This is a genomic window from Mesorhizobium sp. P2_A12, assembly GCF_056405075.1.
The window spans coordinates 31,603-52,331 of record NZ_JBFUCU010000026.1; the positions used below are offsets into that span (position 1 = coordinate 31,603).

Here is a 20,729-nt window from a genome sequence, read left to right on the forward strand (position 1 = left end):
GATCAGCTGACCACGCGCAGGTTCGACAATTCGTTGCCGATTTCCTTGAAATCGTTCGACAAGGTGGCGCCGGTGGCATTCCAGAACAGCTTGGCCGGCTTGCTCGGATCCGTCGGATCCTTGCGGAAGCGCGAGTTCGACGAGCAGGATTTCAGCGCCGCGATCGCCGCCTGGTCGCTGGTTTTGGTCGTGGACAGGTCGAGCGCCACAGTCATCACCATGATGTTGGCTGCCTTGGCGTTGTTGCAAAGCGTCGCCATCTGCTCGTTGAGCGCGCTCGTGTAATTGCCGTTCGAATAGTCGAACTGGCCAATGGCGCTCGATGTGCCCAGAAACATGCGGCCGACCGAGGTGCCGTTGTAGCCGGGGTTGAGATAGCCGTAGGACGCGTAGGTCGACTTCGAATCGGCGGGATCGGAATAGCCGAGCGACGCAGGCGTGTAGTAGGTGTTGGCACCGTCGGTCAGCACGATCACGACCTTGTCGTTGCCTCTTTCTGTTTCCGGGCGTCCTTGCGTGAATGGCTCGCCGCTCGAGACCACCCGCCAGCCCCAGGCCATGCCCTCGGGAACGCTGGTGCCGCCATTCGGCTGCATCAGGTCGATCGCGGCCTTGATCGAGGTCAGTCCGTCGGTGACGCTGACGTCGGTCAGCGGTGTGATCGGGTTGGTGGTGCAGCTGTAGTTCGGGCCGTTGCCGGCCGGCAGCGCCGGCGCATCGATCGGCCGCGGCTGGAAATATTTGGCCATGTTGCGCAGCCGGGATTGGCCAGTGCTGCTCGTCGGGTCGTCATTCCACCAGCTGTTCACGGCGCCATAGGTCGTCGGCATGGCCTCATCGGGATCCTGGGTGAGCTTCCAATGATTGCCGGGTTCGTCCGGGGCGAACATCGGCACGAACATCGTCGCCGGATCGCCGACGCCTATGCCGGTGTTCGCCGAGCCGCCGGACGGCGGCGCGTCGTTGACATTGTAGGGGTAGGGCCGGGCTTCGACGCAGCCTTGCCAACTGGCGAACGGGCCATAGGAATCGATGTAGTCGTACTCGTCGTGGCTTCGTTTGCAGGTGTTGTTCGAGTTGTACTCGTCGCACACCACGCGTTTGCTGTTGGTGACGCGCTCGTGGTTGGTGACGACCTTCATGTCGCGGTAGAGCGAAAACCGGGTCAGCATCTGGCCTTCATCGGCACCCCATCCGGAGCCGCGCTTGTACCATATGCCGTTGGTCTGCTGGGCGTATTTGTTGGCCGTGTTCAGCGTCGACCAGTCGAAGTTCTCGTTCGATACCGGCGACAGGCCTTCGGTGTCCATCCACGATGCGTTGCCGTTGCTGGCACCGACATTGACCGAGGCAGCAAACGGCACGAGGCCGAATTGCACCGGCCTGTCCACCTGCTTGATCATTGCCGCTTGCAGGGCCAGCGTGTCGACCAGCTGCTTGGCAGCAGTTTTGAGAAGATCGATGCGCCTTTGCCCCGAGCCGGTTCCGGTTGTGGTCATCGATCCGGAATTGTCGAGCACCAGTGCAACTTCCAGCGTGTTCTTCAGCCGCACTTCCGAGTTGACGTCGAAGCTGATGTTCTGGTTCGCGTCGGTTTGGGATTTGCCGATGAGCTGGCCGAAGGCAGGAAAGAAATAGGGCTTGTAGTCAAGACGCGCGCTCATCTTGAGCAAGCCGCCGCCGCTGGTGTTGCTCGGCAAGGTGACGTTGAGCGTCGTGTTGGTGGGATCGACGCTGTTGAGGTTGGCGTTGAAGAAGTCGAGCGCATAGGCTCTCAACTGGTCGTCGGTCGCACCTTCCGTCAGCCGTCGCGCCGTGGCGAAGTTGGCGGCATCGAGCGCATTCAACACCGTCTGCTTTTCACGGTTCATCTCGGTGTAGTCGACCGCCATCGCCAGGCCGCCCATCAGCGGAACCAGCGCAACGACCGTCATAAGAGCATAGTTGCCGCGTTTGTCGCGGCAGAACTGACGCCAGAGTTCATGCATGTCTTGCTGCGGCCCCCGCCGGCGGATTCTTGATCAGGCGCCAACTTTCCACAAAACGCTGAAGGACGGGTTTGGGAAACCGCTCGATTGCTTGGTCCGCGCTTCACCAACCGCTAACCAATCCGGCATCCGGGCGAAAGCTGGTGACAGGCCGGGGCGGTTCGGCTAATCGGAACCGGCTGCGGCGAACCGTCGGCCGCGGCGCTCGCAATGATCATGACTGAAGGAAACGGCATGGCGGATTCGCCTGAAATCATCGGCTCGCTCGAAGACGTGTCGAAGCCCTATTCGGCAATCCTGTGCGATGTCTGGGGTGTGGTGCACAATGGCGAGACGCACTTTCCTGTCGCGGCCTCGGCGCTGGCGAGGGCTCGCGAGGCAGAAATCCCCATCGTCCTGATCACGAATTCGCCGCGCAGAAGTGCTGATGTCGTGGCGCAGATGAACGCGATCGGCGTCCCACCATCAGCCTACGACCGTGTCGTCACATCAGGCGACGTGACCCGCGATCTGATCGCCGAGGGCCCCCGAAAGATCTTCCATATTGGCGCCGACCGCGATTTCACCCTCTATGACGGTCTCGACGTTGAGCTTGTCGAGGAATTCGAGGCGTCCGGCGTCGTCTGCACCGGCCTGTTCGATGACGAGGTCGAGAAGCCCGAGGATTACACGGAGCTTCTGCGGCGGTTGCGCGCCAGGAACCTGCCCTTCATCTGTGCAAATCCCGATATCGTGGTCGAACGCGGCGAACGCATCATCTGGTGTGCCGGTGCGCTGGCACGCGACTATGCCCAGCTCGGCGGCCGCACCTTGATCGCCGGTAAACCCTACGCGCCGATCTATGACCTCGCGATCAAGGAAGTTGCCGAGATTCTTGGCCGGCCGGTCGAGCGTTCGCAGGTGCTGGCCATCGGCGACGGCATGATGACCGACGTGAAGGGCGCGGTCGACAATGGTTTCGACGTTCTCTATGTGTCCGGCGGCATCCATGCGCGCGACTATGGCGATGCATTGCAACCGGATCCAGCAAGGCTGGCGACCTTCCTGGAGAAGCATGGGTATCATCCGGTGGCTGTCATTCCCAGACTGCGGTAGGTGACGATGGCGGCCTTCCAGCACATTTTGGCAACCGCGCCGCTGCCCGCCGAGTTGCGTGGCGGCGTGGTGGCGATCGGCAATTTCGACGGTGTCCACCGCGGTCATCAGACGGTGCTCGAGCGAGCCCTGGCCGAAGCCGGTCGGCGCCAGGTGCCGGCCCTGGTGCTGACATTCGAACCGCATCCGCGCAAGGTCTTCAAGCCCGACATGCCGTTGTTCGTACTGACGCCGCCGCCGATGAAGGCGAGGCTCCTGTCGTTGCTGGGTTTTGCCGCGCTTGTCGAGCAGCAGTTCACGCGCGACTTCGCCTCGCTGTCGGCGGAGGCATTCGTGACCGATGTGCTGGAAAGGAACCTTGGCATTACCCACGCCGTGACCGGGTTCGATTTCCATTTCGGCAAGGACCGTCAAGGCGGCCCGGCCTACCTGATGGCGGCCGGCGAGCGTCATGGCTTCGGCGTCACGCTCGTCGACGCCTTTCGTGACGAGGGCCACGAGGTGGTGTCGTCGAGCCGCATCCGCGTCTTGCTGGGCGAGGGCGCGGTGACCGAGGCCGCCGGACTGCTCGGCTATCGCTTCACCGTTGAAAGCGAGGTTGTGGGCGGCCAGCAGCTTGGCCGCACGCTTGGCTTTCCAACCGCGAACATGAGGCTTTCCACGGAAGCCGCGCTCAAGGAGGGCATCTATGCCGTCCGCTTTCGTCGCGCCGATGGCACGCTTCACGACGGTGTCGCCAGCTTCGGCCGCCGCCCGACCGTCGACGACAACGGCGCGCCGCTGCTGGAAACCTTCGTCTTTGATTTCTCAGGCGACCTCTACGGCGAGGTCTGCCAGGTTTCCTTCTTCGGTTTCCTTCGCCCGGAGGTGAAGTTCGAAGGGCTCGACGCGCTGGTCGCGCAGATGAAGCGCGATGAAGCCGAGGCGCGCGCGCTGCTTGCCGGCGTCAGGCCGCTCTCCGTGCTCGACGCGGCCATGGCCTTCTAGGCATGATCCCGAAAAGTGGGAACCGGTTTTCGGGCAAGATCATGCCCAGGCAAGAGGCATGATCCCGAAAAGTGGGAACCGGTTTTCGGGCAAGATCATGCCCAGGCAAAATTTACTTTTTCAGTGCCAGGCCGACGGCGATGAAGGTCCAGCCCTGGAAGATCAGGTCGATCGCCAGAAACAGCCCGAGCACCCACAGGCTGTTGACGGGCCAGCCCATGGCGATGATCAGGCCGGCAAGCGCGCTGATGATGCCGGCCGCGACGATCCAGCCCCAGCCGGGTTCCGGCCTGTGGCTGTAGCCGACCCAGGCCCGGAGCACCCCGGAAGCGATCAGCGCGATCGCCAGCAGGAACGTCAATACCGCTGAAGCGAGCAGCGGATTGTCGAAGGCGAAAAATCCGGCGATGGCATAGAGCAGTCCGCTGAGCAGCCAGTAGAAGAACCGGCTCCAGGTCTTGACGCCGAAGGCATGCACGATCTCGATCACGCCCGCCATCAGCATCAGCCAACCCACGACATAGACCGAAGCCACGGTGGCAATGAACAGATTGCCGAAGGCAATGCCGCCGAAGATGAGCAGCAGCACGCCAAGCGCGACGAACCACCCCCATTTTGTCCGTGTCTGTTCGATCGCGGTTCTCAAGGCGTCGCCATGCAGGGTCATTGTCGCGGTCTCCATCTGGGGCTGCGGGATACTGCCAGGCGGAGGTTAATCCCGGCGCTTGCCAACGTCCAGTCGATGGCCGATAGCTGCAGCGCCGCAATCCGTGGTTGGACGTCTCGGATTTAAATCAAATTTTACCAAACGGCCTTCAAAGCTGTCATCGGTAAACGGTGCGCGTTGTGTTAGTGGAGTGGCCATGAGTCCGGTCGGAAGAATCTCTGCGGTGTTGGCCGCTGCGCTGCTGGGTGGCGCGAGCACAGCCAATGCGGGCGAGGGCAGCTGGCTGTCCGGCGACTGGTATCTGACCGTTGGCGCAACCGGCATGATCGCGCCGAACTTCGAGGGCGGCAAGAAATACCTGCTCAGCGCCTCGCCGATCATCTCGCTGGGCAAGGCCGGACCGGCGGCCCGCTTCACGTCGCGCAACGACAACATCTCGCTGGCCTTGATCGACGATGGCGGCGTTCGCGCCGGCCTGACCGGCAAGTTCCTATTTTCCCGTGATGACGACAATGCCGATGAACTGAAGGGCCTCGATCCGGTGCGCTGGGGCGGCGAGGTCGGCGGCTTCTTCGAATTCTATCCGACCGACTGGCTGCGCGCACGCGCCGAGCTGCGCCACGGCATCCGCGCCCATGACGGCTTTGTCGCCGATATCGCCGCCGACGCTTTTTATGATGTCACGCCAACTGTCCGGATTTCTGGGGGACCGCGTGTGTCCTTCGCCTCGGAAAAATATTTCGATGCCTATTATGGCGTCGACGCACAGGAGGCCGTGGCCTCCGGGCTCAGCGAATATCATCCCGGCGGTGGCCTGAAGTCGACCGGCCTCGGTGGCGCGATAACCTGGAAGGTGACGGAGCCGATGACCGCCAGCCTGTTCGGTGAATATTCGCGCCTGATGGGACCGGCGGCCGATTCCAGCCTGGTCAGGGAACGCGGCGACCGCAATCAGTTCATGATCGGCGTGTCGACCAGCTACCGCTTCGATTTTACGATGTGACGGAATCGAGCGAGAGACACTTTATTCCTGCGCCTATCTCCGCTAAAAGCCCACCGATGACGAGCTTTTCGCGCCTTCACGCGCTGACCATACGAATTACCGGCCCGGTGTTCCGGGCGGCCTGAGGGGTCGCCGGAGCCGCCGGGAATTTTGCGCGCGGCCTCTCGCGCTTTTTCCAGATCATCAACGCATATCGCCCAAAAGTGGCTTCGGTTTTGGGAAAACGATATGCGTCAAAGCAACGACCTCACGCCCGAACCCTTCGCGGCCGGGTAATGTAGATGGCAGACCAATGACCGACAAAACGTCCAATAATTCAACAATCGACTATTCCAAGACGCTCTATTTGCCGCAGACGGATTTCCCGATGCGCGCCGGCTTGCCCGAAAAGGAGCCGCTGCTGGTCCAGCGCTGGCAGGACATGGACCTCTACCGCAAGCTGCGTGATAGCGCGGCCGGCCGGACCAAATACGTGCTGCACGACGGTCCGCCCTACGCCAACGGCAACATCCATATCGGCCACGCGCTGAACAAGATCCTCAAGGACGTCATCACCCGCTCGTTCCAGATGCGTGGCTATGACTCGAACTACGTGCCGGGCTGGGACTGCCATGGCCTGCCGATCGAATGGAAGATCGAGGAGCAGTATCGCGCCAAGGGCAAGAACAAGGACGAGGTTCCGGTCAACGAGTTCCGCCAGGAGTGCCGCGAGTTCGCCGCGCACTGGATCACGGTGCAGGGCGGCGAGTTCCAGCGGCTCGGCGTCATCGGCGACTTCAAGAACCCCTATACGACGATGGCCTTCCATGCCGAGTCACGCATCGCCGGCGAGCTGCTGAAGTTCGCCATGTCGGGCCAACTCTATCGCGGCTCCAAGCCGGTGATGTGGAGTGTGGTCGAACGCACGGCACTTGCAGAGGCCGAGGTCGAGTACCAGGATTACGAGTCCGACACGATCTGGGTTAAGTTCCCGGTCGTCAGCCTGGTCCAGCCCGTCGATGACGGCGTGACCAAACTGACGGAAGGGGCGCTGGATCTGTTGCAGGCCCACGTCGTCATCTGGACGACGACGCCATGGACGATCCCAGGCAATCGCGCCGTCAACTACTCGCCTCGCATCAGCTATGGCCTCTACGAGGTAACAGCGGCCGAGAATGCGTTCGGCCCCCAGCCGGGCGAAAAGCTGATCTTCGCCGACGCGCTGGCCGAAGAGTCCGCTGCCAAGGCCAAGGTCACCTTGAATCGGCTTCGCAGTGTTTTGCCGCAAGAGCTTGGAAGGCTTACGCTTTCTCATCCGTTCAAGGGTTTTGGCGGCGGCTATGAGTTTCCCGTGCCGATGCTCGCCGGCGACCATGTCACCGACGATGCCGGCACCGGCTTCGTCCACACCGCGCCCGGCCATGGCCGCGAGGACTTTGACGCCTGGATGGATGCTGCGGCGGATTTGCGCGCGCGCGGCATCGACAGCGCCATTCCGTTCACCGTCGACGATGGCGGCTTCTTCACCAAGGACGCGCCGGGTTTTGGCCCGGACCGCGAGGGCGGAGCCGCGCGCGTCATCGACGACAATGGCAAGAAGGGCAACGCCAACCAGGCAGTCATCGATGAGCTGATCAAGCGCAACGCGCTGTTCGCACGCGGCCGGCTGAAGCACTCCTATCCGCATTCCTGGCGGTCCAAAAAACCGATCATCTTCCGCAACACGCCGCAGTGGTTTGTCTATATGGACAAGGATCTCGGCGATGGCTCGACGTTGCGCAGCCGCGCGCTGAAGGCGATCGACGACACCCGTTTCGTGCCAGCCGCCGGCCAGAACCGCATCCGCGCCATGATCGAGGAGCGCCCTGACTGGGTGCTGTCGCGCCAGCGCGCCTGGGGCGTGCCGATTGCCGTCTTCGCCGATGCCGACGGCAATGTGCTGAAGGACGAGGCTGTCAACCAGCGCATCATGGACGCTTTCGAGCAGGAAGGCGCCGACGCCTGGTTCGCCGCCGGTGCCAAGGAGCGTTTCCTGGGCAACCACGATGCATCCAAGTGGAAGCAGGTGATGGACATCCTCGACGTCTGGTTCGATTCGGGCTCGACGCACGCTTTCACGCTGGAGGATCGCCCGGATTTGAAATGGCCGGCCGATGTCTATCTCGAAGGCTCCGACCAGCATCGCGGCTGGTTCCACTCGTCACTGCTGGAAAGCTGCGGCACCAGGGGCAGGGCGCCTTACGACACCGTCGTCACCCACGGCTTCACCATGGATGAAGACGGCCGCAAGATGTCGAAGTCGCTCGGCAACACCGTCGTGCCACAGGACGTCATCAAGCAGTCGGGCGCCGACATCCTGCGCCTGTGGGTGGTGACGACCGACTATTGGGAAGACCAGCGTCTCGGCAAGAATGTGCTGCAGACCAACATCGACGCGTATCGCAAGCTGCGCAACACCATCCGCTGGATGCTGGGCACGCTTGCCCATGACAATGGCGAGGAGGTGCCGCTCGACAAGATGCCGGAGCTGGAGCGGCTGATGCTGCATCGGCTGGCCGAGCTGGATGAGGTGGTGCGATCGGGCTACGACGCCTTCGAATTCAAGCGCATCACGCGCATGCTGCTTGATTTCATGGTGGTGGAACTGTCGGCCTTCTATTTCGACATCCGCAAGGACGCGCTGTACTGCGACGCGCCGTCGAGCGTTAGGCGCAAGGCCTCGGTGCAGGTGGTGCGTCATCTCTTCGATTGTCTGGTCAAATGGCTGGCGCCGATGCTGCCTTTCACCATGGAAGAAGCCTGGCTCGACCTTCATGCGGACGCCGTCTCGGTGCATCTCGACCAGTTTCCGCAAATCCCGGCGGACTGGAAGAACGAGGCGCTGGCGGAAAAGTGGCGCAAGGTGCGGCAGGTGCGACGCGTCGTCACCGGCGCACTGGAGATCGCGCGCGCACAGAAGGTGATCGGTTCGTCGCTGGAAGCGGTGCCGGTCGTCACCATCGACGATGCAGCGCTCGAAGCGGCGATATCCGAAGTCGACATGGCCGAGATGGCGATCACCAGCGATCTGGTTATCGCGCATGGCGAGGTGCCGGCTGGCGCCTTCACGCTCGACGACGTCAGGGGTGTCGCCGTCGTGGTCGAGAAGGCCGAGGACCGCGGCCTGGTGAAGTGCGCGCGTTCCTGGCGCTATACCGCCGATGTCGGGCAGGACGTTGCGTTTCCCGACGTTTCGGCCAGGGATGCGGCGGTGCTGCATGAGTTGAAAGCGCTTGGCCGGCTTTGACAGGCCGGCCGGTCAGAATGGCTCTATCGGTGCACAAATGCCACGCCGGGCGGGCGAAAACCGCCCGCGCGTTGCCCTTAACGAGTGGTTGAGGTAAACACGCGAAACTCCGGAAGACAAATTGTCGCCGGATTTCCGTCGCAAGTGCTTGGACGATGGGGACCGGACACAGGGCCGGTGGCAATCGAGAGGCTGTCTAGAGTGGGACTTTTTGGCATGACCGAGAGATATAACGTGCGCCTGGCGCTGCTGGCGCCGCTTGTCGCATCGGGCCTCGCTCTGTCCGGCTGCATGAGCTCACCGACCTATGGCACCGACAAGACCGCCGGTGAACAGCTGGCCGGCGATATTTCAAGCGCCTTTTCGATCGCGCCGAAGCAAAAGGAACGGATCGACTACAAGCCGCGCCCGACGCTGGTCAAGCCGGCACCAGGCCAGAAGGAAGTGCTGCCGGCGCCGCAGGACAGCATCGAGACGGCGAGCGCCGAATGGCCCGAATCGCCGGAGCAGCGTCGCGCCCGCCTGCGCGCCGACGCGACCGCCCATCAGAACGATCCGGCTTATCAGTCAGAGATCGTCGACGACGTGCAGTCCGATCCAGCATCGGTCAAGAAGGCAATGGCGGATTCAGGCTCGAGCCACCCGCCGGCGTGGAGCCCCGCGGATTCGGACAAGGGTCGTGCCGCCGAGATCCAGCGCCGCCTTGTCGAAAGCAAGCAGGGCGATCCGAACACCCGTAAATATCTGAGCGAGCCGCCGGTGCAATATCGCGTCGCCTCCGACACCGCGCCGCAGAACGAGCTTGGCGAAGACGAGTACAAGAAGGAACGCCGCCTGAAGAAAGAGGCGGAAGGCAAGAAGGGCAGCGGCTGGTTCGACTGGCTGCCGTCCCTGTAAGAACGGGCCACGCTTCGTTGCCTTTGCGGGGCGCCCGGTTCAGTCGCGCCGCTCCCGGAAAAATCCTTTGAGCAGCAGCGCCGCTTCGGTCTCGCCCATGCCCGGATAGATGTCGGGCGCGTGGTGGCAGGTCGTCGAGGCGAAGAAGCGCGCGCCATTGATCACCGCCCCCCCCTTGTCGTCGGCGGCGCCGAAATAGAGCCGGCGCAGCCGGGCGAAGGAAATGGCGCCGGCGCACATGGCGCAAGGCTCCAGCGTCACATAGAGATCATGGCCGGTGAGCCGCTCGCTCGAGAGCTTGCGGCAGGCCTCGCGGATGACCAGCATCTCGGCGTGCGCCGTCGGGTCGGCAAGCTCGCGGGTGCGGTTGCCGGCGCTGGCAATGACCGTGCCGCCGCTGGCGATAACGGCGCCAACCGGCACTTCGCCGCGAAAGGCGGCGGCTTCAGCCTCTTTCAGCGCCAGCGCCATGAAATCCGGCCGCTTCACGCGATCTCCATTCCGATTATCTCCTCGCCACTCGCTGGAGCAAGTCCGTTTCAGAATGAACCGCACTTGCTCCAGGCTTTTGATTTTCGTTTGTCTTTCGGAAAAACCGGTCTCCACTTTTCCCTGACAAACTCCGGTGATCCTGTTATTGAGCGCATAACCCCGAAAATCGGACTCGGTTTTCGGAAATGATCATGCGCCAAATCAAAAGTGCTACAGCGTTCGTTGCGCGCCCAAAAGGATGCGCCACGCTGTAGCAGCGCAAACGGACAAAGGCCACATGGACGACAACGACAAGAAATTCCGACCCAAAAAGGGTCCGGTCAGGAGCGGCTCGAAAGCTGCCGGACCACGCAGCCGTGATGGAGCCGCCGGCAAGGGCGGCAAGCCGTCCTTTGGCGCCAAGAAACCTTACGCCCCACGTGGCGATCGGCCGATGGCCGCTGAGGGCGAGCGGCCGAAGCGCGACTTCAAGGGCGGCGACAAGCCGTTCGGCAAGGGGGCGCGTCCCGAGGGCAAGCCCGTTGAGAAGCGCGAAGGACCGCGCAAGCCTTATGCGCCGCGTGGCGACCGTCCGATGGCGGCCGAAGGTGAGCGCAAGCCGTATGAAAAGCGCGAAGGTCCGCGCAAGCCTTATGCGCCGCGTGGCGACCGCCCGATGGCGGCCGAAGGCAAGCGCAAGCCGTATGAAAAGCGCGAAGGACCACGCAAGCCTTATGCGCCGCGTGGCGACCGCCCGATGGCGGCCGAAGGCGAGCGCAAGCCGTATGAAATGCGCGAGGGTCCGCGCAAGCCTTATGCACCACGCGGCGATCGTCCTGCGGCGGCGGAGGGCGGCGAAAGGCGCTTCGACCGTCCCAAGCGGGATTTCAGCGATCGCGTGCCGCGCGACGCCGGCGATCGTCCGAAGCGCGATTTCGCTGACCGCCCCAAGCGTGACTTCGCCGATCGCCCCAAGCGTGACTTCGGTGGCGACCGTCCCAAGCGCGACTTCAGTGATCGGCCGCAAGGGGCATCGGGTGCCGGCTTCAAGCCGCGTCCGCGTTCGGCGGAAGTGACGGAAGAGGCAGGCGAGCGCATCGCCAAGCGGCTGGCGCGCGCCGGCCTTGCTTCGCGCCGCGATGCCGAGGAGCTGATCGCCGCCGGCCGAGTCAAGGTCAATGGCCGGGCGCTGACCTCGCCGGCTTTCAACGTCATGCCCGACGACATCATCCATCTCGACGGCATGGAAATCCCGCCGATCGAGCGCACGCGCCTGTTCCTGTTCCACAAGCCCGCCGGCGTCGTCACCACGAACCGTGATCCCGAGGGCCGCAAGACCGTCTTTGACGTGCTGCCGGCCGAATTGCCGCGGCTGATGACCATCGGCCGCCTCGACATCAACACCGAAGGCCTGCTGCTGCTCACCAATGATGGCGGCCTGTCGCGCGTGCTCGAACTGCCAGCCACCGGCTGGCTGCGCCGCTACCGCGTGCGCGTCCACGGCAAGGTCGAGGAAAGTGCGCTCGCCGGCCTGCGTGAAGGCATTGCCGTCGATGGTGTCTTTTACGGCGCCATTGAAGCGACGCTCGACCGTGAGCAGGGCACCAATGCCTGGCTGACGATCGGCCTGCGCGAGGGCAAGAACCGCGAAGTCAGGAACATCCTCGGTTCGCTTGGCCTCGATGTGACGCGGCTGATCCGCATTTCCTACGGACCGTTCCAGCTCGATGACCTCGCCGAGGGCCACGTGCTGGAGATCAAGGGCCGGGTGCTGCGCGACCAGCTTGGCGAGCGTCTGGTCGAGGAATCCGGCGCCAATTTCGATGCCGAGATATCAAAGCCGTTTTCCAACAAGCCGGTACGGCGCACCGAAATCCGCGAGCCGGAGCCGGAACGGCCGAAGTTCACCAGAGATGGCGAGCGTCGGCCGATCGGCGAGGGCGGGCTGATCAAGAACCGCAAGCGCCGCGAAGGCAGCCGCGACGAGGCGCTGGGCAAGCTGTCGACAAGTCCCGACAGGGGCGCCGGGCCGGAAAAGAGCTATGGCGAGCGCGGCCCGCGACCCGAACGCAGCTTTGGCGACAAGCCCCGTGGCGGCTTTGGCGACAAGCCGCGCGGTGGTTTCGGCGGCAAGCCGGGCGGTGGCAAGAAATCCGAGCGCGACCAGCGGCCGATCGAGCCGCCCGGCCAGCGCAAGGCCAATGTCTGGATGGCGCCGGGCGCGCGGCCGATCGGCAAGGGCAGGGCTGAGGCTGACGCCGCCAAGGCGGCTGACGCCAAGGCGCGCAAGGCATCTTTCAAGCCGTCCTATGGCAAATCGGCCGGCGCCAAGCCGTTCGGCAAGCCGCGTGGCGAGCGTCCGGGCGGCGCCGGTGGCGGCGAACGGCCGCGCAGCGGCCCCAGGGGTCCTAGGACGAAATGAGGCCCGGATTGGAATGAGGCCCAGCGCAAGATGAGAATCGTCGGCGGTGAGTTTCGCGGGCGTCCCCTGGCGACGCCCCGCAGCAGCGCTATCCGCCCGACGACCGATCGCACCCGCGAGGCCGTCTTCAATGTACTGGCGCATCGTTTTGCGGAGCAATTGGACGGGGCGCGCGTGCTCGACCTGTTCGCCGGCACCGGCGCGCTCGGCCTTGAAGCGCTGTCGCGCGGTGCCTCCTACGGCGTCTTCATCGAGGATTCGGCGGAAGGCCGTGGCCTGATCCGCGACAATGTCGAGGCCTTCGGCCTGACGGGCCGCACCAAGATCTTTCGCCGCGATGCCACAGGCCTTGGCGAGGCCGGCACGCTTGCGCCGTTCGGCCTCGTCTTCGCCGACCCGCCCTATGGCAAGGGCCTCGGCGAGCGCGCCTTGCAGTCGGCCAGGGCCGGCGGCTGGCTTCGTCCCGGCGCGCTGTGCGTGGTCGAGGAGGCGGCAGTGGCGCCCTTCGAACCGGGCCCCGGCTTTTCCGTGCTGGACGAGCGCAATTACGGCGAGACGGTGATCCGGTTTATCGAGGTTGCGTGATACGCCTTGCATCAAGGCCGGCCTCTTTGCCGCCGCCTTTGCCGGCAACATGACGAACAATTCACTTTGCTTGTCGCCAGCACCTTGCCTATCGTCCTGCCTGGAAATCGGAGCCATTGATGACATCTAGGGTTGAGTGGCTGCGCGGAACGCTGCTGGCGACATCGCTGGCTTTCACCATGACCGGCCCGGTGCTGGCGGACAGCACCGTGTTGCCCAACACGACGCCGGATGAGTTCAAGGTCACGGATTTCCTGCTCGACAACGGCATGGAGGTCGTCGTTATCCCCGACCATCGCGCGCCCATCGTCACCCACATGGTGTGGTACAAGATCGGCAGCGCCGACGAGCCGCCCGGCAAATCCGGCATCGCCCATTTCTTCGAGCATCTGATGTTCAAGGCGACGACCCACCATGTGGCCGGCGAGTTCGACCGCGCCATCTCCGACATAGGCGGCTCCAACAACGCCTTCACCTCCTACGACTACACCGCCTTCCACGAGACGGTGGCGCCGTCGGCGCTCGAGCTGATGATGAGCTTCGAGGCAGACCGCATGCGCAACCTCATCCTTACCGACGATGTCATCAAGACCGAGCGCGACGTCATCCTCGAGGAGCGCCGCTCGCGCATCGACAACAATCCCGAGGCGGTGCTCGACGAGGAAGTCGACGCCACGCTGTGGCAGAACCAGCCTTACCGCATTCCGGTCATCGGCTGGATGCAGGAGATGGAGCAACTGAACCGCACCGATGCCACCGCCTTCTATGACAAATATTACCGGCCCAACAACGCCGTGCTGATCGTGGCTGGCGATGTCGAACCGGACACGGTGAGGGCACTGGCCGAGAAGACCTATGGCAAGGTGGCGCGCGGGCCCGATCTGCCGCCGCGCATCCGTCCGGTTGAACCCGAGCAGAACACCAAGCGTACGGTCACGCTCTCCGACGCCCGCGTCAGCGTGCCGAGTTTCTCCACGCAGTGGGTGGTGCCGTCCTATCATTCCGGCAAGCTGGGCGAGGCGGAAGCGCTCGATCTGCTGGCCGAGATCCTCGGTGGCGGCAACCGCAGCCGGCTCTACCAGGCACTCGTCGTCCAGCAAGGCATCGCGTCCAACGCCGGCGCCTATTTCCAGGGCACGATGCTGGACGACACCAATTTCACCGTCTATGGCGCCCCGCGCGGCGACGCCAAGCTCGCCGACGTCGAAGCGGCTGTCGATGCCGAGGTGGCGCGCATCGCCAGGGACGGCGTCACGCCGTCGGAGCTGGAAAAGGCCAAGGACCGCTATGTGCGCTCGATGATCTTTGCCCGGGACAAGCAGGAGTCCATGGCCAACATCTATGGCTCGACGCTGGCCACCGGCGGCAACGTGCAAGACGTCCAGCAATGGCCGGAGCGCATCCGCAAGGTCACAACAGACGAGATCAAGGCCGTCGCCGCGCGCTATCTGGTGCTCGACCGGTCGACGACCGGCTATTTGCTGCCGCAAGTCAAAGCGGAGAACTGATTGATGACGAACCAGCACCGCCGCTCTCTTTCTTTCCCCCTTGTGGGGTCCGAAGGACGGGGCGAGACCCGTGGCTCGCCCCAGGGCGGTGGCCGAGCGCATCTCGGTCGGATGAGGGGTGCTCCCGCTTGGCACCGTCCGTACTCCGTCCAACACCGCTCAACCGTCTCGGCGCTGCGCGCCGATCCACCTTCTCCGGCAAGGGGAGAAGGAAAAACCCGGCGCGCTGCCGCGGCGCTTGCGACCCTTTTCCTCTCCATCCTCTTCCTGATCCTGCCGGCACTCACGGCGCGCGCGATGGACATCCAGTCCGTTACCTCGCCAAAAGGCATCAGCGCCTGGTTGGTCGAGGATTATTCCGTGCCGGTCGTCGCGATCCGCTTCGTCTTCGGCGGCGGCTCGACGCAGGATCCGGTCGGCAAGGAGGGCCTGGCGAATCTAATGACCGGCCTGTTCGATGAAGGCGCCGGCCCGCTCGACAGCGAAGCCTTCCAGATCAGGCTCGACGATGCCGGCGCCGAGATGAGCTTCGACGAGAGCCGCGACGGCATCTATGGCTCGATGCGCATGCTGGCCGAGCAGCGCGACGAGGCGTTCGACCTGTTGCGACTGGCGGTCAATGAGCCGCGCTTCGACCAAGCGCCGATCGACCGCATCCGCGCCCAGATCCTGTCCGGCATCATCGCCGGCGAGAACGATCCCGATACGGTCGCGCAGGACAAATGGGCGCGCGCACTCTATGGCGATCATCCCTATTCCCGCTCAGACCAGGGCACCAGGCAGAGCATCGCCACCATCACGCCGGATGATTTGAAAGCCTTGCACAAGGCGGTGTTCGCGCGCGGCGGCCTGCATGTCGCTGTGGTCGGCGCCATCGACCCCGAGACGCTGAAGAAGAAACTCGACATGGTGTTCGGCGACCTGCCGCAGAACCAGGCGCTGAGGCCGGTGGCCGATATCGACCCGAAGCTGGCGCAGCACGTCGAGGTCGATTACGACTTGCCGCAGACCTCGCTGCAGCTCGCGTATCCCGGCGTGAAGCGCAAGGCGCCGGATTTCTTTGCTGCCGTGCTGATGAACGAGATCCTCGGCGGTGGCACCTTCACCTCGCGCCTGTTCCAGGAGGTGCGTGAAAAGCGCGGGCTGGCCTACAGCGTCAACTCCTCGCTGATCAACCAGGATCACGCCGACGCACTGGTCGTCAGCACCGGGACCCGGTCGGACCGGGCGGCCGAGACGCTGGGCATCGTCCGCGGCGTGGTCAAGCAGCTGGCCGAGGAAGGCCCGACCGAGGCTGAGCTGGCGGCGACCAAGAAATACATGATCGGCGCCTACGCCATTAACAATCTGGACTCTTCAAGTTCCATTGCCTCGACACTGGTCGAGTTGCAGCTCGACGATCTCGGCATCGACTACATGCAGCGCCGCGCTGGCTACATCAACGCGGTGACGCTCGATCAGGTTAAGGCGGCGGCGAAAAAGCTGCTGTCGGCCGAACCGACCATCATGGTCATCGGACCGAAACTGGCCGGGGCCGGCAAGGGATGAGCCCGACCTTCGGCATCGCCTTTGGCGGCGGCGGCGCGCGCGGGTTGGCGCATATCCACGTCATCGAGGCGCTGGACGAACTGGGCATCAGGCCGGTGGCCATTGCCGGCTCGTCGATCGGCGCCATCATGGGCGCCGGTATGGCCGCCGGCATGACCGGCAGGGACATCCACGACTACGCCCGCTCGATCCTCGGCCGCCGCGCTGAAGTGGCGAGCCGCATGTGGCGGGCGCGGCCGGGCACCATCGCCGAAGCCATGCAGAATGGCATCCGCGTCAGCCAGTTCAACGTCGAGCGCATCCTGAAGGCTTTTTTGCCCGAGGCCATCCCCGAAACCTTCGCTGAGCTCAAGATCCCGCTCAAGGTGACCGCGACCGACTATTTCGGCCACAAGCTCGCCGTGTTCCATGACGGCGACCTGCATTCGGCACTTGCCGCCTCGGCGGCGATACCCGCCGTGTTCCGCCCTGTGATGCGCGACGGAAGGCTGCTGATCGACGGCGGCATCTATAACCCCGTGCCGTTCGATCTGATCGAGAACGATGCCGACATCATCATCGGCGTCGACGTGGTCGGCGCGCCGGAAGAAGCCGACCGCAAGCACCCGACCTCCGTCGACCTGATGTTCGGCGCCACGCAATTGATGATGCAGTCGATCATCGCCAACAAGCTGAAGCAGTGCAGCCCCGACATCCTGGTCCGCCCGGCAGTATCAAAATACCGCGTACTCGATTTCCTGAAGATCGACGCTTTGATGAACGATACGGCCGACATAAAGGATCAGCTGAAGCGAGAGGTCGAGCGGGTGGTGGAGGCTAGGAATGGCGCTGCCGTCAAGGGGAGGCGGAGGAAGAAGGCTGGGTGAAGGCGCGCGACGTCGGCAATTGATCGTCTAATGCATGTCGCCCAAAAGTGGCCCCGGTTTTGGGACAACGACATGCATGAAAACAAGGACTTAAAGTCGAGCGCAGTCGTCATGCACGAAGCCAACTATAACTTTGCCGCCACCGGCACATATTCCAGCGCCATCACGCCGTTGCTGAACGGCGTCGCCGAAATCAGCTCGAGCGCCACTGGCTCGCCGACGGGGAACAGCGGCTTGCCCTGTCCGACGGCGCCGGGGTAGCTGAGCAGCCTGACGCGATCGACCAGGCCGTGGCGCAGCAGTTCCTGCGCTACGCTGAGGCTGCCATGCACATAGATGTTGCCGCCGCTGCCTTGCTTCAGCGCCCTGACCGCTTCCGGCAGGGCTCCCTTCAGCAATTCGGCCGGCTTCCAGTCGAGCGCCTTCAGGCTGGTCGACGCGACATATTTCGGCAACGCGTTGAAGCGGTCAGCAAAATCTCCGGTTTCATTTGGCCACGAGCCGGCAAAAATCTCATAGGTCGTGCGCCCCAAAAGCATGGCGCCGCTGTCGGCAAGCTCGTCCTCCTTGAACCTGTTCATCTCATCGTTCCAGGTCACGCCGGGCAGCTTCTCGACCTCGGCAATGCCATCGACGCTGACGAATTCGGTGAGGATAAGTTTTCGCATGGCGTTCTCCTTTTTCGCTCAAAGGACGAACCGCGCGGACCTTGTGCGACACGCTGCATGAAAAATCGGGGCGCTTTGTCAGAAGGGCTTTCAGCGCGAGCTTACGAAAGACCGATACCACGGCCAGCGCGCCCGACGCCGGTACCTGATCATCGATGATAGCCCAAAGGGTTTGTGAGCGAAGGCGCCGCCCTCAGTCCTTCGCGCGCTCGACATAAGCCCCATCGGCCGTCATCACCACCACGCGGGTGCCCGGCGCGATGTGCGGCGGCACCAGCGTGCGCACGCCGTTGGACAGCACGGCCGGCTTGTAGGACGACGAGGCCGTCTGTCCCTTGGTCGTCGGCTCGGTTTCCACCACTTCGAAGGTAGCGCGCTGCGGCAGCACCAGGGAAATGGCAATGCCGTTGAACTGTGACACCTGCACGGCCATGCCTTCCAGGAGGTAAGGCGCCATGTCGCCAACCACGGCCTCCGACACCGCCACCTGGTCGTAGCTTTCCGGGTTCATGAAATGAAAACCTTCGCCGTCGCGATAGAGGAAGGTGTGCTCGCGCTCTTCCACATAGGCGCGCTCCACCTGCTCGGTGGTGCGGTAGCGCTCCGAAACCTTCACCCCGTCGCCGATGCGGCGCATGTCAAGCTGCGTCACCGGCGTGCCCTTGCCTGGGTGGATGTTTTCGGCAAAGAGGATCACATAAAGCTTGCCGTCCTTGTCGACGACATTGCCTTTACGGAGCGAACTGGCGATGACTTTCACCACGGCTTACAATCCTGAAATGGTTGATTGGTACAAATCGGCTTCAGCAGCCGTCCGGTGCGAACTAGCGCATCTTGGCCGCAACCGCCAGCCCCATTCCATATGATCTGAGTCCCATGACTGACGACGCCTCGCCCTGGTGGACGCCGCATGTCCACGCCGACCGCCGCCCGCGGCTGATGCTGCGCAACGCCATCGCCGCCAGCCTGCGCGACTGGTTCGCCAGCCGCGACTTCGTCGAAGTGGAGACGGCGGCCCTGCAGGTCTCGCCCGGCAACGAGGCGCATCTGGCGGCTTTCGCGACGGAAGTGGTCGGGCCGGACGGTGCGCGGTCGCCGCTTTATCTCCACACCTCGCCGGAATTCGCCTGCAAGAAACTGCTCGCCGCCGGCGAACAGCGCATTTTCAGCCTCGGTCCGGTCTACCGCAACCGCGAACGCGGCCCCTTGCACCATCCCGAATTCACCATGCTCGAATGGTACCGGGTCGGCGAGCCCTATGAGAGCCTGATGCAGGATTGCGCGGCCCTTTTGGCGCTGGCCGCGACAAGGGCAGGGGCGAGGCGTTTTTCCTTCCGGGGTCGCGATTGCGATCCGTTCGCGGAGCCGGAACGGCTGACGGTGGCGGACGCTTTTACCCAGTATTCCGGCATCGATCTGCTGGCCACGGTCACCGCCGACGGCACCACCGACCGCGACGCGCTTCATGCCGCCTTGACCCGGGCCGGCCTGCGCACCGCGCCCGACGACAGCTGGGCCGATTTGTTCAGCCGGGTGATGGTGGAAAAGGTCGAACCGTTGCTCGGGCAAGGAAGGGCGACCATCCTGTGCGAATATCCGCTGGCCGAGGCGGCATTGGCGCGGCCGAGCCCCAGGGATGCACGCGTCGCCGAGCGCTTCGAGCTTTATTGCTGTGGCGTCGAGCTTGCCAACGGCTTTGGCGAACTGACCGATGCCGACGAGCAGCGCCGGCGTTTCATCCTCGAGATGGACGAGAAAGAGCGCATCTATGGCGAGCGCTATCCGCTGGACGAGGATTTTCTCGCCGCCCTTGCCATCATGCCGCAGGCCAGCGGCATCGCGCTCGGCTTCGACCGGCTGGCGATGCTGGCGACCGGCGCGCAGAAAATCGAGGATGTCATCTGGACGCCTGTTGCGGCCCCGGACCAGGCTTAAGCGTTCGCAACCGGCCGCCGCTGGCTGCGCCGCGACAGAAGATTGGCGACGACCAGCAGCACGATGGAAAGCCCCATCATCAGCGTCGCCGCGGCGGTGATCGCCGGGGACAGTTTTTCGCGCAGGCCGATGAACATTTCGAGCGGCATGGTGCGCTGGTTGGCGCTGGCCAGGAACTGCACCACCACCACTTCGTCGAACGAGGTGACGAAGGCAAATGCAGCACCCGAAAGCACGCCAGGCAGGATCAGCGGCAGCATCACCCGGAAGAACGAAGTCACAGGTTTCGCCCCGGAGATGGCGGCAGCGCGCATCAGATTGCGGTCGAAGCCGGTCAGGCTCGCGCCCACGGTGACGACAACGAACGGGCTGGCAAGTGCGGTGTGCGCCAGGATGATGCCGGCATAGGTGCTGGCCAGGCCGACGCGGGCGTAGAACAGATATGATCCGACAGCGGTGATCACCACCGGCACGATCAGCGGTGACAACAGCAGCGGCATGACGATGCGGCGTCCGGGGAATTTGTCGTCGGACAGCGCGATAGCGGTCAGTGTGCCCAGCACCGTTGCGATCAGCGTCGTGCCGAAGGCGACGATCAGGCTGTTGCCGATTGCCGCCTGCCAGCGCTGGGTGCCGAGCACGACCTCGTACCAGCGCGTCGAAATCCCCTCCAGCGGAAAGATGAAGAAGGTACCGCTGTTGAACGACAACGGCACGGGGATCAGGATCGGCACGATCAGGAACAGGATGACCAGGCAGCACCACAGCCACAACAGCCCGATGCGGATGCGTTCGCCGACAGTGGGGTAGGGGGACAACAACAT

At 63.7% G+C, this 20,729-nt stretch carries 17 protein-coding genes; 11 read left to right on the plus strand and 6 right to left on the minus strand.

What is annotated here, in order from left to right:
• Positions 1-2 precede the first annotated feature (2 nt).
• Positions 3-1,988, minus strand: coding sequence for a TadE/TadG family type IV pilus assembly protein (locus tag AC1DZU_RS31725; RefSeq protein WP_477290881.1), 1,986 nt, complete (start codon positions 1,986-1,988; stop codon positions 3-5).
• Between the two features lie 234 nt (positions 1,989-2,222).
• Between AC1DZU_RS31725 and AC1DZU_RS31730 the strand changes: the two genes are divergently transcribed.
• Positions 2,223-3,083: a TIGR01459 family HAD-type hydrolase gene (locus AC1DZU_RS31730; protein WP_477290883.1), complete on the plus strand. Its 861-nt coding sequence runs from the start codon at positions 2,223-2,225 to the stop codon at positions 3,081-3,083.
• A 6-nt stretch (positions 3,084-3,089) separates the two neighbouring features.
• Positions 3,090-4,070: a bifunctional riboflavin kinase/FAD synthetase gene (locus AC1DZU_RS31735; RefSeq protein ID WP_477290885.1), complete on the plus strand. Its 981-nt coding sequence runs from the start codon at positions 3,090-3,092 to the stop codon at positions 4,068-4,070.
• 112 nt (positions 4,071-4,182) lie between these two features.
• Here the strand turns inward: AC1DZU_RS31735 and AC1DZU_RS31740 are convergent, their stop codons facing one another.
• Positions 4,183-4,737, minus strand: coding sequence for an HdeD family acid-resistance protein (locus AC1DZU_RS31740; protein ID WP_477290887.1), 555 nt, complete (start codon positions 4,735-4,737; stop codon positions 4,183-4,185).
• 196 nt (positions 4,738-4,933) lie between these two features.
• Here AC1DZU_RS31740 and AC1DZU_RS31745 point away from each other — a divergent pair, with 196 nt between their 5' ends.
• The 3 genes from AC1DZU_RS31745 to AC1DZU_RS31755 all read left to right on the plus strand — a co-directional run bounded on the left by AC1DZU_RS31745 (position 4,934) and on the right by AC1DZU_RS31755 (position 9,902).
• Complete coding sequence (locus tag AC1DZU_RS31745) at positions 4,934-5,740, plus strand: MipA/OmpV family protein (protein ID WP_477290889.1); 807 nt, start codon at positions 4,934-4,936, stop codon at positions 5,738-5,740.
• A gap of 292 nt (positions 5,741-6,032) precedes the next feature.
• Positions 6,033-9,005, plus strand: a complete 2,973-nt coding sequence (ileS, locus tag AC1DZU_RS31750; RefSeq protein ID WP_477290891.1) for an isoleucine--tRNA ligase — start codon at positions 6,033-6,035, stop codon at positions 9,003-9,005.
• A 216-nt stretch (positions 9,006-9,221) separates the two neighbouring features.
• Entirely contained in the window at positions 9,222-9,902 is a 681-nt protein-coding gene (locus tag AC1DZU_RS31755) for a hypothetical protein (protein WP_477290893.1), read from the plus strand.
• Positions 9,903-9,941: 39 nt separating this feature from the next.
• Here the strand turns inward: AC1DZU_RS31755 and AC1DZU_RS31760 are convergent, their stop codons facing one another.
• Positions 9,942-10,391: a nucleoside deaminase gene (locus AC1DZU_RS31760; protein WP_477290895.1), complete on the minus strand. Its 450-nt coding sequence runs from the start codon at positions 10,389-10,391 to the stop codon at positions 9,942-9,944.
• A gap of 280 nt (positions 10,392-10,671) precedes the next feature.
• Here AC1DZU_RS31760 and AC1DZU_RS31765 point away from each other — a divergent pair, with 280 nt between their 5' ends.
• From AC1DZU_RS31765 to AC1DZU_RS31785, 5 genes are all read left to right on the plus strand, one after another.
• Positions 10,672-12,795 carry a pseudouridine synthase gene (locus AC1DZU_RS31765; protein WP_477290897.1) on the plus strand — a complete coding sequence of 708 codons (2,124 nt, stop codon included), beginning with the start codon at positions 10,672-10,674 and terminating at the stop codon, positions 12,793-12,795.
• Between the two features lie 30 nt (positions 12,796-12,825).
• Positions 12,826-13,380: a 16S rRNA (guanine(966)-N(2))-methyltransferase RsmD gene (gene rsmD / locus AC1DZU_RS31770; protein WP_477290899.1), complete on the plus strand. Its 555-nt coding sequence runs from the start codon at positions 12,826-12,828 to the stop codon at positions 13,378-13,380.
• A 119-nt stretch (positions 13,381-13,499) separates the two neighbouring features.
• Positions 13,500-14,888: a M16 family metallopeptidase gene (locus AC1DZU_RS31775; RefSeq protein WP_477290901.1), complete on the plus strand. Its 1,389-nt coding sequence runs from the start codon at positions 13,500-13,502 to the stop codon at positions 14,886-14,888.
• A 297-nt stretch (positions 14,889-15,185) separates the two neighbouring features.
• Positions 15,186-16,436 carry a M16 family metallopeptidase gene (locus tag AC1DZU_RS31780; protein ID WP_477290903.1) on the plus strand — a complete coding sequence of 417 codons (1,251 nt, stop codon included), beginning with the start codon at positions 15,186-15,188 and terminating at the stop codon, positions 16,434-16,436.
• Complete coding sequence (locus tag AC1DZU_RS31785; RefSeq protein ID WP_477290905.1) at positions 16,433-17,302, plus strand: patatin-like phospholipase family protein; 870 nt, start codon at positions 16,433-16,435, stop codon at positions 17,300-17,302. The genes AC1DZU_RS31780 and AC1DZU_RS31785 overlap by 4 nt, the downstream gene beginning before the upstream one ends.
• 125 nt (positions 17,303-17,427) lie before the next feature.
• On the opposite strand, the gene AC1DZU_RS31790 is transcribed toward AC1DZU_RS31785, so the two are convergent.
• Together AC1DZU_RS31790 and efp are read right to left on the minus strand one after the other, a co-directional pair.
• Positions 17,428-17,970, minus strand: coding sequence for a dihydrofolate reductase family protein (locus AC1DZU_RS31790; RefSeq protein ID WP_477290907.1), 543 nt, complete (start codon positions 17,968-17,970; stop codon positions 17,428-17,430).
• A gap of 193 nt (positions 17,971-18,163) precedes the next feature.
• Positions 18,164-18,733, minus strand: a complete 570-nt coding sequence (gene efp / locus AC1DZU_RS31795) for an elongation factor P (RefSeq protein ID WP_027038615.1) — start codon at positions 18,731-18,733, stop codon at positions 18,164-18,166.
• A gap of 113 nt (positions 18,734-18,846) precedes the next feature.
• On the opposite strand from efp, the gene epmA reads away from it, so the two are divergent.
• Positions 18,847-19,905 (plus strand): EF-P lysine aminoacylase EpmA, encoded by a 1,059-nt coding sequence (gene epmA, locus AC1DZU_RS31800; RefSeq protein ID WP_477290909.1) that lies wholly within the window; start codon positions 18,847-18,849, stop codon positions 19,903-19,905.
• Here epmA and AC1DZU_RS31805 read toward each other — a convergent pair.
• Entirely contained in the window at positions 19,902-20,729 is an 828-nt protein-coding gene (locus AC1DZU_RS31805) for an ABC transporter permease (RefSeq protein WP_477290911.1), read from the minus strand. The two genes, epmA and AC1DZU_RS31805, sit on opposite strands and share 4 nt — an antisense overlap.